Source organism: Altererythrobacter chaiwopuensis (assembly GCF_054957735.1).
The window spans coordinates 500878-517231 of record NZ_JBTXJF010000001.1 but is presented as its reverse complement, the minus strand read 5'-3'; the positions used below and the strand labels follow the sequence as shown (position 1 = coordinate 517231).

Here is a 16354-nt window from a genome sequence, read left to right as displayed (position 1 = left end):
CCGCACCCGTCAAGGCTCGCCTGCGCGGCATTGCGGGCGGTGCGGGTTCGCTAGAGAGCTTCGCCCGCCGCGAAGCCAGAAGCCCATGCCCACTGGAAGTTATAGCCGCCCAGCCAACCGGTTACGTCAACCGCTTCACCGATCGCATAAAGGCCGGGAGTTTTGTTGGATTCCATGGTCTTGGACGAAAGACCGGCGGTAGAAATGCCGCCCACCGTCACTTCGGCCTTGGCAAAGCCTTCGCTGCCATTGGGATGGAATGCCCAGCGCGACAGGCGCGCTTCGGCTGATCTCAGGGCCTTGTCGGGGGCATTGCCCAGTTCGGTTTGAAGGCCGATCTTGTCCGCCAGAATGTCTGCCAATCTGTCCGGCAAGGCTTCCCGCAGCACGGATTTGAGTGTGACACGTGGATTCTCCCGCTTGCATTCGATCAGCCAGTCGCTGGCCCGACCGGGCAGAAAATCGACGGTGACGGCATCGCCCGGGCGCCAATAGGAGCTCGCCTGCAGGATCGCCGGGCCGGATAGCCCGCGATGGGTGAACAGCGCGGCCTCGGCAAAGCTGGCCTTGCCCGCCGTAGCGACGACCGGTGCCGAGACGCCCGAGATTTCGCGGAACAGCACTTCCTCGCCCTCCAATGTCAGCGGGACGAGGGCGGGGCGCGGCTCGACCACTTTCAGGCCGAATTGCCGCGCCAGCTCATAGGCAAAACCGGTCGCGCCCATCTTCGGGATCGAGGGGCCGCCGGTGGCGATCACGAGGGCGGGGGAGGTAAAGCTGCCTTGCTGCGTAGTGACGTGGAACAGGCTGCCGTCATGCGCAACCTCGCCCACTTCCTCGTTGCAACGGATCGTCACATCGCCTTTCGCGCATTCGGCCAGCAGCATGTCGACGATCTGCTGCGCCGGACCGTCGCAGAACAGCTGGCCCAGCGTCTTTTCGTGCCAGTCGATGCCATAGCGATCGACCAGCGCAATGAAGTCACGCGGAGTGTAACGGGCGAGCGCGCTCTTGGCGAAATGCGGGTTGGCGGAAATGAAGTTTGCCGGACCAGCATGTATATTGGTGAAATTGCAGCGCCCGCCGCCCGAGATCAGGATCTTCTTTCCCGGTTTCTCGCTCTTTTCCAGCACCAGCACGCGGCGCCCGCGCTGTCCCGCACGCGCGGCGCACATCAGGCCGGCGGCACCTGCGCCGAGAACTATGACATCGAATTGATTGTCCACCCGCGCCCCATTGCGGCTTTGCCATTTGTGCGCAAGGTTTCTATCTGCCGGACATGGCGCGAACTCCGGCAGGCACCCCTCACGATCCGCGTGGTGCGGAACGCTTCAACGAGGAGCGGGCGACCTATACCGTTGCCAGCGCGCAGCCTGACCTCGAAGCGGGGATTGCCGCAATTCGCGCCACGGTAAAGACGCTCAAGCCCGTGCCGGGTGTCTACCGGATGCTCGATGCGCGCGGCGACGTGCTTTACGTCGGCAAGGCGCGTGCTTTGAAGAACCGCGTGGCGAATTACACGCAGGTGCAGGGGCTCACCAATCGCCTGCTGCGGATGGTGAGCCAGTGCCGCAGCATGGAGATCGTCACCACCAATTCGGAAGCCGAAGCGCTGCTGCTGGAGGCGCAGCTGGTCAAACGCTTTCGCCCGCCCTTCAACGTGCACCTGCGTGACGACAAGAGCTTCCCCTTCATCCTGCTGCGCGCCGAGCATGAATTTCCGCGCATCATGAAGCATCGCGGTGCGCGCAAGGCCAAAGGGAACTACTATGGCCCCTTCGCCAGCGCGGGCAGCGTCAACACCACCATCAACGCGCTGCAGAAGCTGTTCCTGCTGCGCAGTTGCACCGACAGTTTCTTCAGCCGCCGTGACCGACCGTGCCTGCTTTACCAGATCAAGCGCTGCAGCGCGCCCTGCGTGGGGCGGATCAGCAAGGAGGATTATGCTGCGCTGACCGGCCAGGCGAAGGACTTTCTGTCGGGCAAGTCCTCCGCAGTGCAGGCTGACCTGGAGCGGCAGATGGCTGAAGCCGCCGAAGCGCTCGATTTCGAAACCGCCGCGATCCTGCGTGACAGGCTGCGCGCCGCAACCTTCATCCAGGGATCGCAGGCGATCAATGCACAGGGCGTGGGCGATGCCGATGTGTTTGCGCTGGCAGCCAAGGGCGGGCAGGTCGGCATCCAGGCCTTCTTCATCCGCGGCGGGCAGAACTGGGGGCACCGCGCCTTCTTTCCCACGCATACGAAGGAAGTCGAGGAAGCCGAAGTGCTCTCCAACGTCATTCTGCAATTCTACGAGGAAGTGCCGCCGCCGCCCACCGTGCTGGTCGACCGCGAATTGCCGGAGCGGGAGCTGATCGAACTGGCGCTGGGAGAAGTTGCGGGGCGCAAGGTCAGCGTTTCAGTCCCGCAGCGCGGCGAACGGCGCAGGCTGATGCAGCAGGCCGAAAGGAATGCCGTGGAGGCGCTCGAGCGGCGTATGGCCGAAAGCGGCACCAAGGCGAAGGTGATGCGCGACCTCGCCGAATTCCTTGAGCTTGACGGGGTGCCGCAGCGGATCGAAGTCTATGACAACAGCCATATCCAGGGTGACAAGGCAGTTGGCGCGATGGTGGTGGCGGGGCCGGAGGGTTTCCTCAAGAACCAGTATCGCAAGTTCAATATCCGCGAAGCGCAGACCAATGACGATTTCGGGATGATGCGCGAAGTGATGCGCCGGCGGTTTCGCAATCTGGCTGAGAATCCTCCCCAGGATGGGGAGGGGGACCACCTGAAAGGTGGTGGGGGGGAATCGCGGGATGGGACTTCCCCTCCGTCAGCGGCTGCGCCGCTGCCACCTCCCCGTTCCGGGGAGGATCATCGGAACACATGGCCCGATCTGGTGCTGATCGACGGCGGGAAGGGGCAGATGTCATCGGTGCGCGATACGCTGGAAGAACTCGGGATCGAGGACGTGCCGCTGATCGCCATCGCCAAAGGGCCGCACCATGGGCGCGAGGGGCGCGAAGTGTTCCATTTCCCCGACGGGCGCGAGAAGACGCTGCCCACCAATTCGCCGCTGCTGTTCTATCTTCAGAACCTGCGCGACGAGGTGCACCGTTATGTGATCGGTGCGCATCGGGCCAAGCGCAGCCGCGCGATCAGTGCTTCACCGCTCGACGAGATCCCCGGTATCGGCCCGGCGCGCAAGCGTGCGCTGCTGCTGCATTTCGGCACTGCGGGAAAGGTGCGCGCGGCCTCGCTCGAAGACCTCCAGCGTGCGCCCGGTGTCAGTGACGTAGTGGCGCGGAAGATCTACGATTTCTATCACGCAGGCGGGTAAGTTCGCCTAGCCGCGCTTCGGGCCGCCGGGCTTACCCCCGCCTTTGCCCGGACCCTTGCCAGCACTTTTGAAAGCGCCTTTGCCTGCACCCTTGCCCTTGAATCCTGGCTTGGGCTTGCCGGCGAACTTCTTGCCGGGATTGGGGCCATCCTTGTTATCGCGTTTGAAGGGCGCGCGCGGCTTGCCGGCAGGCCCTTTGCGGAATGGCTTGTCGCGAGCATCGGGGCCGCCATGTTTGCGGTTCTCGCGCGCTTCCATGCGCGGGCCCTCAGCCGATTCCTCGATCACGATCGCATCCTGCTCATCCTCGTCCGAGGCGGTGCGGCGCAAGGCATCGGCGAATTTCGGGGCGATGGCGCGCGGCACCTGAAACCAGCTTTCATGCTGGCCGATGCGGATCGCGCCGATTTCATTGCGGGTAATGTGGCCGCGGCGGCAGATCAGCGGCAGGATCCAGCGCGGTTCGGCGCTTTGGCGGCGACCGATTCCCATCTTGAACCACACCACGTCTTCGAAACCGGGGCGGTGCCGCTCGGCCTGGGCTTTCTCGCGCGCTTCGGGCGTATTGGCGAGCAGTTCTTCGGGCTGCGGCATCTTGGCGCGGTGCGCCTGAACCAGTGCGGCAGCAATATCCTCGGCGGGCAGCTTGCCCATCAGTTCGGCCGCCAGCTCGCGGTCATCGTCCTCATATTCGGTCGGAGCGGTGAGCTTTTCCATCAACCGGTCATGATCCTTCTTGCGGATCGCCTCCACGGTCGGCGCACCCATCCACGCGGCCTCGATCCGCGCGCCGCGCAGCATGCTCTCCACCCGCTTGCGGCGGTTATACGGTACCACAATCGCGGCGATGCCCTTCTTGCCCGCTCGGCCGGTGCGGCCCGAACGGTGCTGGAGCGTTTCGGCATCGCGCGGGATCTCGACATGGATCACTAGGCTCAGCGTTGGCAGGTCGATACCGCGCGCCGCGACATCGGTGGCAACGCACACGCGCGCACGCCGGTCACGCATGGCCTGCAGCGCCTGGTTGCGCTCTGACTGCGAGTGTTCGCCAGACAGGGCAACCACGCCAAAGCCGCGGTTCTGCAATGTGGCGTGCAGCCGCCGCACGCTGTCGCGGGTGGCGCAGAAACAGATCGCGGTTTCGGCCTCGTGAAAACGCAGCAGATTGACCACCGCATTCTCGATTTCCGATGGGCCGACGGTGATCGCCTGATAGCTGATATCGCCGTGCCCGCGGTTTTCGCCCGCAAGCGACAGCCGCAGCGCACCGCTCTGATAGCGTTCGGCCAGGCGAACGATCGCGGGCGGCATGGTGGCGGAAAACATCAGTGTGCGGCGCTGGTCGGGCGCAGCGTCAAGAATTTCCTCGAGATCTTCGCGAAAGCCCATGTCAAGCATTTCGTCCGCTTCATCCAGCACCACGCCGACAAGGCCGGAGAGATCGAGTGCGCCGCGCTCCAGGTGATCGCGCAGGCGCCCCGGAGTTCCGACAACGATGGCCGGGCCGGTGCGCAGCGCGCGGCGTTCCTTGCTGGCATCCATTCCGCCAACGCAGGTGGCGATGCGCAGGCCCGCCTTGGCGTAAAGCCAGCCGAGTTCGCGGCTGACCTGCAGCGCCAGCTCGCGTGTCGGGGCGATCACGAGCGCGAGCGGCCTTTCGGTCAGCGGCGTGCCGCGAATTTCGCCGAGCAGCTCGTCTGCCAGGGCAAGGCCGAAGGCAACGGTCTTGCCCGATCCGGTTTGCGCCGAAACAACCAGGTCGCGCCCTGCGGCATCGGGGCCGGTTACGGCCGCCTGGACCGGAGTTGGGGCTGAATAGCCGCGTTCTGTCAGGGCTTCGGCAAGGATCGGCGGTAGATTTTCGAAAGACATGCAAACTCGCAAAGGTGGGTAGCCGCGCCGGGGTTCGGCGGGGGAGGGAAATGGAGGCAAGAGGCTGGTGAGGGGCTCGCGCGGAAGTCAACGGCGGGCGGCGGGATACACCAGCTGCGCCTTTGCGCGGGCCTATAGCGCCAAAAGCCGCGCTTGGCTTGTTTTATTTTTGCAGGTGCGAAATGGGCGTGGCGGAGCGAAACTGACGTTCCGCTGCCGGCACCAATTGCGGACTCTGGCGTTTCTTCAGCTGGCGGAATGGGCCACCATGTCACGCTGCAGAGTGCGGCCGGCCAGAAGATAATGCAGCGCGGCCCAACCATAACCACAAATGAAAATGACAATCGACCACTGCAAGCCGCGCGCCTCGGCGCTTGCGCAAGCAGCCACGGCGGTTCTCTCTGCCCCACTAAGAAGAGGTATCGCATCGGGAGCGACCGTAATCAATGACTTGCACGCCTCTAGCGTGAGCCCGAGGCCTTGCCCGTCCAGGAATACTGTCTTCAAGAAGGTCGAGAGCACCCCGATAAGGGGTGGGCCGAGACCGTATCCGAGCAGGTTTACCACGAACAGCGTGATTGCGACCGATGTGGCGCGCATCCGGCTGTCGACCACCCCTCCTGATACCGCATACATCGGGCCCAGGTAGAAATAATGGATCATCGCCGCGATCATCAGCGGCGGCATCGCCAGCCACAAATTGTCAACCAGAAAGCCGAAAGCGTAAAGCGGCACGGATGCACCCATGCCGAGCGCCGGCAGCCACGAAAGTGCGTTGGGATGCCGTTTCGACATCTTGTCGGCGAGCCAGCCGGAAGCGAATACGCCCAACGCGGCCATCAAACCCAGGATTATGCCGAATAGCAACGAGGCGTCCTGGATCGAAAGGCCGTGCGTGCGTATCAGGAAAGAAGTGGTGAACTGCCCAACACCGTAGCCAACAAAAGAGGCAAGCGTCGCGCCGGTCACTATGTGCCAATAGGCGGGTTTTTTCATCAGCAGGGCCAAGGCTTCGCGAAAGCTTGCTTTCGCCAGCCCCTGCAGGGCCGCGGGATCAGTATAACCGCGCGGCGGTTCCTTTATGCTGCACCAGACGATCAGTGACAGCAGCAGGCCCGGCGCTCCGACTATCACGAAGGCGATGCGCCAGCCCTCCACCTGGGACCAGTCCAGATCACCGAACAGGAAGCCAAGGCCGACTGCATTCACCCATGCACCGAATTGCGCACCCTCCAGGCCAGCAATCTGTCCCCCGAAGATCGCCGCCAGCATTCCGCCAAGCGGAACTCCCAGAGCATAGATCGAGACGGCGGTTGCTCGGCGTGAAGGTTTGAAATAATCCGCGATGAGAGACTGGGCGGGAGGCGTGCATCCAGCCTCTCCAATGCTTACCCCTACCCGGAACAGGAAAAGCATAAGGAACGACATCGCAAAACCACAAAGGGCGGTGAACAGGCTCCAGATCGCTACGGCTGTGGCAATGATGACTACCCGGTTATAACGCTCTGCGCCGCGCGCTATCGGGATGCCAATAAATGTGTAAAGCACGGCAAATGCTGGCCCGCCCAGCATTCCCATCTGCCAGTCCTCAAGGCCGAAACTGAGCTTGATCGGCTCAGTCAGAATATTGACGATCGTTCGGTCGATGAAGTTGAAGATATAGACGATAAGCAGTGCACTGAGCACATAGGACCGATAGCCCGGAGATCCGAAACCGTCAGATGCGGGAGCAACATTTGTTGATGCTTGCACCGTCGCTTGGCCCATCAAATTCTCCCAAGAGATCCATGTCGATTTGACACTGGAGTTTGCCCGGTTGGGCCATCGCATTGGCGCACCTTCTGAGCATTTGAGCAACAGGTAAAGCTTAATGAGATGAGTCGGCACCCCCACTCATTATCGGACATTCAGCCGCTCATCCCAGCATTCCCCGCTCGACCCATGTCGAATGGACGCCGCTCGAAATCTTGTGCGGCAGCGCCAAGCGGCAGATCGGCCCCTTGGTCACGTCGCTGGCGTCGAGAATGGCGAATTCGCTGGTGCCCTTGTTCTCATCGATCAGGAAAGTGACGAGATATGCATCGTCCTCGGACATAGCGCCCTTGCGGGGCACGACCGGGCTTTCGCTCGCATAAACCCCCTTGGGCAATTCATAGACCTGCTCCTCGCCGGTCTCGGTATCCTGTCGGCAATAGCCGTTGAACAGGAACCAGCCGGGCTTGCTGGTGGTCGACCAGACGTAACGGCTCTTCTTCATCGCGTAGTCGGGATTGATCATCCCGAATTCGACGATCCGCTCGCTGAGGCGTTCTTCGCGCGTTTCGCCTGTCTTCAGGTTGAAGCGCCAGCGATGCAGGCGGCACTGGAAGCTGTGCTCGTCGACATAGGCCATCATATGCGCATATCGCCCGAATTCCGCGATCGGCTCAGGCATGGGGCAGGACTGGTGATAGCCTTCCAGCACTACCTCGTTGCCAACCTCGTAAGCATTGGTCCAGTGGAGCACATAGGTCGGCTCGGCCTCGAACCAGCGGATATCTTCCGGCTGGCCATGGCGCGGGATCAGCGCGAAGCGAGTGGGCAGGCCATCATGCAACCGCGCAGCGTGAATATCGCGCGCCAGCGCCTCCGCGTCCCAGAACAGCGGCATGTCATTCAGGATCGACCAGTTTTTGGTGATCGCCATGTCATGCGGCAGGCGCGGGCCGGGTAGCGGGATCGGGATGTAATGCACCAGCTTTCCGCGCCGATCGACCACGCCATAATGCATGTAGGGGGCATGGACGCCGTAATTGAAGAACATCAGCTCTCCGGTTTCCTCGTCCACCTTGGGATGGGCGGAAACGCCGTCAAGCGGCCCCCATGGCGCCTTGCCCAGGTTTTCCAGTGTAACGGAATCAAGCATCCATGCCTCACCGCACTGGTAGAAGGTGGCATAGGCCACGCCGGCATGGACCACGATGTCGGTGCTGCCGGTGTCCTTCAGGCCCCCGTGTGCGCCGAAGCCGGGGCGTTTCGACGTGCCCGGCGGGTCCATCAACCCGCCCCATAGCGACTGTCCGGCAATCTGCTCTTCAGTGAAACAATGAGTGCGCACGAAACGGTTGCGATAGCTGACCTTGCCGCCCGAAATGCTGACCTGGTGGATCATGGCATCGCCATCGAAAGGATGATGGCGACCAAGCGGCTGGTGCACCGGGTTTTCGGTGTTGCGCAGATATATACCGTCAATATCCAGCGGCACTTCGCCTTCGATCACTTCCAGCGCGTCAACCGTTACCTCTTCGTGCAGCGGAGTCCAGGCGCCGGAGAGATAGGGGTGGTTCGATGGTTCGAGCGTGTATTTCAGCGGTGCTTCGCGGGTGATCTGCATTGGCAATCCTCTCCTGCGAAATGATGCGCCGGAGGGCGCGGCGATGCAAGAGGAGGTATGGCACAGGCCGGCCTTGCCGCGTTTCCTACTCCAGCCCATGTCGCTAGCCTGGCGTCATGAAATTGTGCTGCAAGATCCATACGGACCATCACTCGCACCCTTGCATGGCCAGGGCATTTTTTTGGAACATAGACAGTGTTCCATGTGTTCCATCTGGTTGGATACCGCGCGCAGCGAACTTAAAAATTTTGATCGAAATCAATGAAGCTTGCCCCGTTCATTCTAACCCTAATCGTGTTAGACAGGGTGAGTCGCAAACTTGCCGAACCGGAGGAGAGCCGCGATGAAATCAATCTTGCTGCACATCAATGACGACGCCGGACTGGAAGCGCGCATACAGGCGGCGCTCGATCTGGCACGTGCGTTCGGCGGGCATATTACCTGTCTGCAATCGGTGACTTACGAGATTTTCGCCCCGGGTGACTTCTACGGCTCGGCGATGGCGGCAGCGATGCCGGTGATCCGCGAGAATGCCGAAGCGCTGCGCAAGCAAGTCGAGATCGATCTGGCGAATGAGGATGCCTCGTGGGAGTGGATTTTCCAGTTCGGCATGGCGGAAAGCCGGTTGCTGGAGAAATCGGCGATCAACGACGTGGTAGTGGTTGGCCCCAATGATATTGGCGAGAACGGGCCGCGCCCCTCGCGCATGGTGGGCGACCTGTTGATCCATTCGCGCACGCCCGTGCTGGTGGTGCCCAATGACCAGAAATCGCTCGACTGCGGCGGTCCGGCGCTGGTTGCATGGAACGGCTCGACCGAAGCCTGTGTGGCTCTGCGTGCTTCGGTTCCGTTATTGACCAAGGCGAGCAAGGTCTATCTTGCCACGGTAACGGAAGAAAATTCCAAGGTGCGTTATGACTTCCCACCGGTGGAAGGCGCGGAATATCTCAGCCGTCATGGTATTCGGTCCGAAATCGTCGAAATCCCGCAAGGGGACGCCTCCATTCCGGATACATTGGTCGCAGCAGCGCAGGTGCGCGGCTGCGGCTATATGGTTATGGGTGCCTTTGGCCATTCGCGCCTGGCCGAACTGCTGCTGGGCGGGGTAACGCGCAAGGCGCTGACCGACCCGCAAATCCCGATCCTGCTCGCACACTGAGCCGGATCAGGAGTTCCGCCTGCGGATCATGCCTTCCTGGGCCACGCTGGCGACCAGTTCGCCCGAGCGGTTGAATATCCGCCCGCGGTTGAATCCCCGGCCGCCGCCACTCCAGGGAGCATCGGTGGCGTAGAGCAGCCACTCGTCGGCGCGGGCGGGGCGGTGGAACCACAGCGCGTGATCCAGGCTGGCACCGGTCAATTCGCCGCGCATCCAGCTGAGGCCGTGCGGCAGTGCGCTGGTGCCAAGCAGGGTGAAATCGCTGGCATAGGCGATCACCGCGCGGTGCAATGCCGGATCATCGGGCAGGGGTGCCGCTGCCTTGAACCAGCTATGCGCGCGGGGTTCGCGTGGCTCGGCGTTCATCCAGTGCAGCTTGTCGGTAGTGCGCATCTCGATCGGCCGGGGGCGGAGCATGGTTTCGCGCATCGCGCCGCTGATTCCGGCCTTCGCGGCATATTCGCGCCGCAGCTCCATATCGCTGCGCAGGTCTTCGGGCGGCGGGACATCGGGCATGGCATAATCGTCATGCTCCAGTCCCGGTTCGGGTGTTTGGAAGCTGGCCGTGAGGTTCAGGATCGGGCGACTGGCGCCATCCTGTTCCACCTGGCTGGCCACCACTCGCCGATTGGCAAAGCTGCGCCCATCGAAATCTGCTGCCACAGCATAGCTGATCGGCGGGCCTTCCTTGCCCCCGCGCAGGAAATAGGCGTGCAGCGAATGGGCCTGCTTGCCTTCACCCACGGTCGCTTGCGCCGCCTGCAGCGCCTGCGCGATCACCTGCCCGCCGAACACGCGGCCCACGCCACCTTTTTGCGGGCGTCCGGTGAAATGATTGTCTTCGCCCGGCTCAACCGTCAGCAGTTTCACAAGCCCCGCAACAAGCTGCTCGGGCGAAGGGTTATCTCGAGGTGAGTCAGACATGCGTCGTTCCTTGCTGATCGAGTGAACGCAGGTCAACGCGCCAAATAGTCAATACAAGGAAAAACCCTGCCCGGATTGCGCCGGGCAGGGTTTGAAGTCCCCAAATGGTTGGGTTTGTCCTAGATCGCGGAGTGACCACCGGCGAGAGCCGCCAGCAGCAACAGTGCCACGATGTTGGTGATCTTGATCATCGGGTTCACGGCGGGACCTGCGGTATCCTTGTACGGATCACCCACGGTATCGCCGGTTACGGCTGCCTTGTGGGCTTCGGAGCCCTTGCCGCCGTGGTTGCCGTCTTCGATGTACTTCTTGGCGTTGTCCCACGCACCGCCGCCCGCAGTCATCGAAAGGGCCACGAACAGGCCGCTCACGATCACGCCCAGCAGCAATGCGCCAAGTGCGGCAAAGCCGTTAACCTGACCTGCGATCGCGGTGATCACAAAGTACACCACAATCGGCGCAAGCACCGGAAGCAGCGACGGAATGATCATTTCCTTGATCGCCGCCTTGGTGACGAGATCGACCGTGCGGGCATAATTCGGACGGCTTGTGCCTTCCATGATGCCCGGATCATTGGCGAACTGGTCACGCACGTCGATCACCACATCACCCGCAGCGCGGCCCACGGCGGTCATGCCCATCGCACCGAACAGGTACGGGAGCAGCGCGCCGAGCAGCAGTCCGACGATGACATAGGGGTTCTCAAGGCTGAAATCGACCGTCAGGTTCGGGAAGAATTCCTTGAGGTCGGTGGTATAGGCAGCGAACAGCACCAGCGCAGCAAGCCCCGCCGAACCGATCGCGTAACCCTTGGTCACAGCCTTGGTGGTGTTGCCCACAGCGTCGAGCAAGTCGGTCTTTTCACGAACGCTATCGTCCAGCCCGGCCATTTCGGCGATACCGCCCGCGTTGTCCGTCACGGGCCCATAGGCATCGAGCGCCACGACCATGCCGGCAAGGGCAAGCATGGCGGTCGCCGCATAGGCGATGCCGATCAGGCCTGCGAGCTGATATGCGATGATGATACCCGCCACGATGACGATGGTCGGCAGCGCGGTCGCTTCAAGGCTGATGGCCAGCCCCTGGATTACATTGGTGCCGTGGCCCGTTTCCGAGGCCTTGGCAATCGAGCGGACCGGACGGAAACCCGTGCCGGTGTAATACTCGGTGATCCAGATGATGAGGCCAGTGATGACAAGGCCTAGCAGTGCGCAATAGAACAGTGCGCGGCCGGTAATATCATTGCCGTTCACGCTGGCGACAACGGCTTCCATGCTGCCCAGCGCCACGTCGGTCGAAACCCAGATAGCCGGCACAGCCAGAACCGCGCTGACAAGGAAGCCCTTGTACATTGCGCCCATGACATTGGTGCCGCCGCCTAGACGGACGAAATAGGTGCCGATGATGCTGGTGACGATGCACACGCCGCCAATCAGCAGCGGAAGCGCCATCAGCCCTTCGAGCACGGCAGAAGTCTTGAGCAGCAGCGCGGTCAGCACCATGGTGGCGCCAACGGTCACGACATAGGTTTCGAACAGGTCGGCCGCCATGCCGGCGCAGTCGCCCACATTGTCACCCACGTTGTCAGCGATGACGGCTGGGTTGCGCGGATCGTCTTCGGGGATACCTGCTTCGACCTTGCCGACCAAATCGGCGCCGACATCGGCAGCCTTGGTGAAGATGCCGCCGCCCAGACGCGCGAAAATCGAGATCAGCGATGCGCCGAAGGCGAGCGCGACAAGGGCGTCAACAACGGTACGATCTTCACCGCCAACGGTATAGCCGCCCGGACCGGTGAGATACCAGTAGAACACAGCAATCGCGAGCAACGCGAGGCCGGCCACCAGCATGCCGGTGATCGCGCCAGCGCGGAAGGCCAGCGTCAGGCCTTCCTGCAGGCCCTTGCTTGCAGCCTGTGCAGTGCGGACATTGGCGCGCACCGAGATGTTCATGCCGATGAAGCCCGCCACACCCGAAAGGATCGCACCGATCACGAAGCCGGTCGCGCTGATGGTGCCGAGGAAATAGGCAACGATCACCGCCACCGCCACGCCGACCACGGCGATGGTGGTGTACTGACGCTTGAGATAGGCCTGGGCGCCTTCCTGAATGGCGCCGGCGATTTCCTGCATTTTTGCGTTCCCGGCATCTGCGCCGAGAACCTGGCGGCTGGTGACGAAGCCATACACGATGGCGAGTAGCCCCAGCACAATTGAGATCTGAATAAGGTCCACGAACTCTTCCCCTCTTGCCCACGTGGAAAAGCGCCTCCGCGAACGCAGAGGCGATAGGTGGCGCTGGCTATAGGCGATGCGACGGCGGTGACAAGGGTGGAATCGGTGGAATCCCGCCAACTCACCTTGCTTTCACCAGTTTCACCAAGGTGGGTCAGTGCTGGTAGCCAAGACCTGCCTGGTTGATCAGCGGGTGGCCGTCCAGCACAAGCGAAGCGAAGCCAGGCGGCTCGACTGCACCGATGCGCGTGCACTCGACCAGTGGCTCGACACCTTGTGGCAGTGTGAACAGCAGTTGATAGTCATCGCCCCAGCGCAGGCATTCCTCGCGCCGATCCTGCGCAGCCACCGGCACGCGGATGCTGTCGATAGCGATGGTCGCGCTGCTTGCACTGGCCATGCGCCATGCATCGAGCAACAGGCCATCCGAAATGTCCATCATCGCTGTCACATGCGGCGCAAGGGCACGGCCTTCATCGAGCAGCGGATGGGGCCGCAAATAGGCCATGGCGTGCATCGCATCGCCCTCAAAGCCCAGCATTGCGCGGCCCAGCGTGCCGGTGACGTAGATCACGTCCCCCGCCCGTGCGCCGCTGCGCGAAGGCACGGGCAAATGCGTTGCCCGCCCGATCGCGGTAAGTCCGAAACTGCGCGGGCCGTGGCTGCGGATCGTATCGCCGCCAAGCAGGGGAGCATGATATGTTTCAAGTGCTTCGCGCAGTCCGTCCAGGAAACGCTGGTCGCCCGCGCCAAGGCTGTGGCCCAGCAAGACGCCGATTGGCTGAGCGCCCTTGGCCGCGAGATCCGACAGGTTCACCGCCACCAGCTTCCACGCGACATCGGCCATGTCGGCACCGGACGGGAAATGCGTCCCCTCCGCCATCATGTCGTGGGTGACGACCAGCGTTTCTCCGCCGAATTCCAGTACAGCGCAGTCATCTTCCAGCCCGCGCGCGCCAGCGTGGAGCGGCAATTTGCGCAAGGCTTCGACAAAGCCGCGCTCGTCTATGGCCGCGCATCCTTGGCCACGGCATCGAGAATGCCGTTGACGAATTTCGCCTCGCGATCGTCAAAGAACGCCTTGGCGACATCGACATATTCGTTGATTGCACTCGCGACCGGGACATCTGCACGTGAAATCAATTCGTAAGTGCCGCAGCGCAGGATCTGCAGCATGGTCTTGTCGAGCCGCGCCAGCGTCCAGCCCTGTGCCAGTTTGCCGGTGAGCTTTTCGTCGATCTCTTCGCGCCGCGCATCCACGCCCGATACCAGATCGTCGAAGAAATCGACCTCGGCCGCTGCATATTGCTCGTCGTCGATCTCCATGCCCAGCCGATGCTGGTGGAATTCATTGAGCAGTCGCGCAAGCGCGGTGCCTTCCATATGCTGCTGGTAAAGCGCCTGGACTGCGGCCAGTCGGGCTGCAGACCGGGCTTGCGAGCGGGCAGGAATTTTCATTTGAGCCTCAATTCGACCGATTTGGCGTGTGCGGGCAGGCCTTCTGCATGGGCGAGCGCGACTGCGGCGGGCCCCACTTTGCCGAGCGACACCTCATCCAGTGCGATGAAGCTGGTACGCTTCATGAAGTCTAGCACGGACAGGCCGCTGGCGAAACGTGCGCGGCGCCCGGTGGGCAGCACATGGTTAGGCCCGGCAACATAATCGCCGATCGCCTCTGGTGTCATCCGGCCCAGGAACACGCTGCCCGCGTGGCGGATCGCGCGCAGCAACGGTTCGGGCTCGGCTACAGCCAGCTCGACATGCTCGGCGGCGAGGCGATTGGCGAGCGGTACGGCTTCATCGATCGTGTCCACCACGATGATCGCGCCATTGGCCTGCCAGCTGGCGGTGGCGGTTTCGGTGGTCGCAAGCTCGGCCAGCTGCGTTTCAATCTGGGCGGCTACCTCGTCTGCAAAACCGCTATTGTCAGTGATGAGGATTGATTGCGAGGTCGGATCATGCTCGGCCTGGCTGAGCAAATCGGCCGCGATCCAGTCTGCCCGGTTGTGCCTGTCAGCGATCACCAGAATTTCGCTTGGCCCAGCCACCATATCGATGCCGACCACGCCGAAAAGCTGGCGCTTGGCCTCCGCGACCCAGGAATTGCCCGGCCCGGTGATCACATCGACCGGCCTGATCCGCTGCGTGCCATAGGCAAGCGCGGCCACCGCCTGCGCTCCGCCCACGCGCCAGATTTCGTCCACGCCCGCGATATGCGCTGCGGCCAGCACCAGCGGGTTGGCCTTGCCATGCGGCGTGGGGGTGACGACCACCAACCGCTCGACCCCGGCGACCTTGGCGGGGATGGCGTTCATCAGCAGAGAAGAGGGATAGGCCGCGCGCCCGCCCGGCACATATAGCCCGGCAGCATCGACCGCGCGCCAGATCGCGCCCTGGCGCACGCCCGCGTGATCGGTGAAGTCCCGGTCAGTCGGCAGCTGGTCAGCGTGATAGGCACGGATGCGCTCTGCCGCGAGTTCCAGCGCGCCGCGCAGTTCGCCGCCCAGCGCGTCATAGGCGGCGCGGCACTCGGCGGCGGAAATGCTCCAGTCGCTGTCGCTGGCGAGTTCGTAGCTGTCGAAGCGCTCTGAATATTCAGCCAGTGCCGCATCGCCGCGCTCTTTGACATCAGCAAGGATCCGCGTCACGTCGCCGCTGACATCGCTGTCGCTTTCGCGCCGCGCATTGACCAGCGCGTCAAACTGCGCCGCAAACCCGGCAGCGGAGGAAACCAAACGCTGCATCAGCCCGCCGCCTGCTCTTCAGTGGTCTTGCGGAATGCCGCGACCAGTTCGGCCACGCGCGGATCGGTCTTGAGTGCAGCGCGATTGACAATCAGCCGCGCAGAAATGTCGATGATGCGGTCCGTCTCGACCAGGCCGTTATCCTTGAGTGTCTGCCCGCTCGAAACCAGGTCGACGATTTGCCGCGCAAGGCCCAGCGATGGTGCGAGCTCCATCGCGCCATTTAGCTTGACGCATTCCGCCTGGATGCCCCTGGCCTCGAAATGCTTGCGGGTGAGATTGGGATATTTTGTTGCGACGCGCAGATGGCTTGCGTGGCCACCTACGCCCTCATCGCCCGCCACGCGCGCCACCGAAAGGCGGCAGTGCCCGATATCGAGATCGACCGGAGCATAGAGATCGGCATAGTCGAATTCCTCGATCACATCCGATCCCACAATGCCCACTTGTGCCGCGCCATGGGCGACGAATGTCGCGACATCAAAGGCGCGCACGCGGATCAGGCGCATGTCGGTGCGATTGGTGGAGAAACTCAGCGAGCGATTGCCCTTGTCGTGAAAGGCATCTTCCGGCACCACACCCGCGCGTGCCATTACCGGCAGCGCTTCGTCGAGAATGCGCCCCTTGGGAATGGCGAAAGTCAGCTGAGTGGCGGCAGTGTCAGTCATAGCGCCGCGGCACTTAGGCATTGGGCGAGGAAAGGGCAATGAAAAGGAGCTTTCGGGC

Annotated in this window: 12 protein-coding genes; 2 read left to right on the top strand and 10 right to left on the bottom strand. The window is 62.5% G+C overall.

The annotated features are described in order from the left end of the window. Positions 1-50: 50 nt before the first annotated feature. Positions 51-1175, bottom strand: a complete 1125-nt coding sequence (locus ACX3VQ_RS02600; protein ID WP_462580664.1) for a BaiN/RdsA family NAD(P)/FAD-dependent oxidoreductase — start codon at positions 1173-1175, stop codon at positions 51-53. 104 nt (positions 1176-1279) lie between these two features. On the opposite strand from ACX3VQ_RS02600, the gene uvrC reads away from it, so the two are divergent. Next, positions 1280-3322 (top strand): excinuclease ABC subunit UvrC, encoded by a 2043-nt coding sequence (gene uvrC, locus ACX3VQ_RS02595; RefSeq protein WP_462579385.1) that lies wholly within the window; start codon positions 1280-1282, stop codon positions 3320-3322. A gap of 6 nt (positions 3323-3328) precedes the next feature. Here uvrC and ACX3VQ_RS02590 read toward each other — a convergent pair whose 3' ends face one another. The 3 genes from ACX3VQ_RS02590 to ACX3VQ_RS02580 form a co-directional block, all read right to left on the bottom strand. After that, positions 3329-5194 carry a DEAD/DEAH box helicase gene (locus tag ACX3VQ_RS02590; protein WP_462579383.1) on the bottom strand — a complete coding sequence of 622 codons (1866 nt, stop codon included), beginning with the start codon at positions 5192-5194 and terminating at the stop codon, positions 3329-3331. Positions 5195-5440: 246 nt separating this feature from the next. Continuing rightward, positions 5441-6961 carry a spinster family MFS transporter gene (locus ACX3VQ_RS02585; protein ID WP_462579382.1) on the bottom strand — a complete coding sequence of 507 codons (1521 nt, stop codon included), beginning with the start codon at positions 6959-6961 and terminating at the stop codon, positions 5441-5443. 148 nt (positions 6962-7109) lie between these two features. Continuing rightward, positions 7110-8567, bottom strand: coding sequence for a carotenoid oxygenase family protein (locus ACX3VQ_RS02580; protein ID WP_462579381.1), 1458 nt, complete (start codon positions 8565-8567; stop codon positions 7110-7112). A gap of 343 nt (positions 8568-8910) precedes the next feature. On the opposite strand from ACX3VQ_RS02580, the gene ACX3VQ_RS02575 reads away from it, so the two are divergent. Beyond that, entirely contained in the window at positions 8911-9726 is an 816-nt protein-coding gene (locus ACX3VQ_RS02575; protein WP_462571701.1) for a universal stress protein, read from the top strand. A 6-nt stretch (positions 9727-9732) separates the two neighbouring features. Here ACX3VQ_RS02575 and ACX3VQ_RS02570 read toward each other — a convergent pair whose 3' ends face one another. The 6 genes from ACX3VQ_RS02570 to hisG all read right to left on the bottom strand — a co-directional run bounded on the left by ACX3VQ_RS02570 (position 9733) and on the right by hisG (position 16296). Continuing rightward, a complete protein-coding gene (locus tag ACX3VQ_RS02570) occupies positions 9733-10650 on the bottom strand; it encodes an acyl-CoA thioesterase (RefSeq protein WP_462579380.1) in 918 nt (305 codons plus the stop codon). 119 nt (positions 10651-10769) lie between these two features. After that, positions 10770-12884 (bottom strand): sodium-translocating pyrophosphatase, encoded by a 2115-nt coding sequence (locus ACX3VQ_RS02565; protein WP_462579379.1) that lies wholly within the window; start codon positions 12882-12884, stop codon positions 10770-10772. 154 nt (positions 12885-13038) lie between these two features. After that, positions 13039-13866 carry a thiamine-phosphate kinase gene (gene thiL, locus ACX3VQ_RS02560; protein WP_462579378.1) on the bottom strand — a complete coding sequence of 276 codons (828 nt, stop codon included), beginning with the start codon at positions 13864-13866 and terminating at the stop codon, positions 13039-13041. Between the two features lie 23 nt (positions 13867-13889). Continuing rightward, positions 13890-14342 carry a transcription antitermination factor NusB gene (gene nusB / locus ACX3VQ_RS02555; protein ID WP_462579377.1) on the bottom strand — a complete coding sequence of 151 codons (453 nt, stop codon included), beginning with the start codon at positions 14340-14342 and terminating at the stop codon, positions 13890-13892. Continuing rightward, positions 14339-15628, bottom strand: a complete 1290-nt coding sequence (gene hisD / locus ACX3VQ_RS02550) for a histidinol dehydrogenase (protein ID WP_462579376.1) — start codon at positions 15626-15628, stop codon at positions 14339-14341. Before hisD ends, nusB begins: the two co-directional genes overlap by 4 nt. Further along, on the bottom strand, positions 15628-16296 hold the full coding sequence (hisG, locus tag ACX3VQ_RS02545) for an ATP phosphoribosyltransferase (protein WP_462571708.1): 669 nt from the start codon (positions 16294-16296) through the stop codon (positions 15628-15630). The genes hisD and hisG overlap by 1 nt, the downstream gene beginning before the upstream one ends. Positions 16297-16354 lie beyond the last annotated feature (58 nt).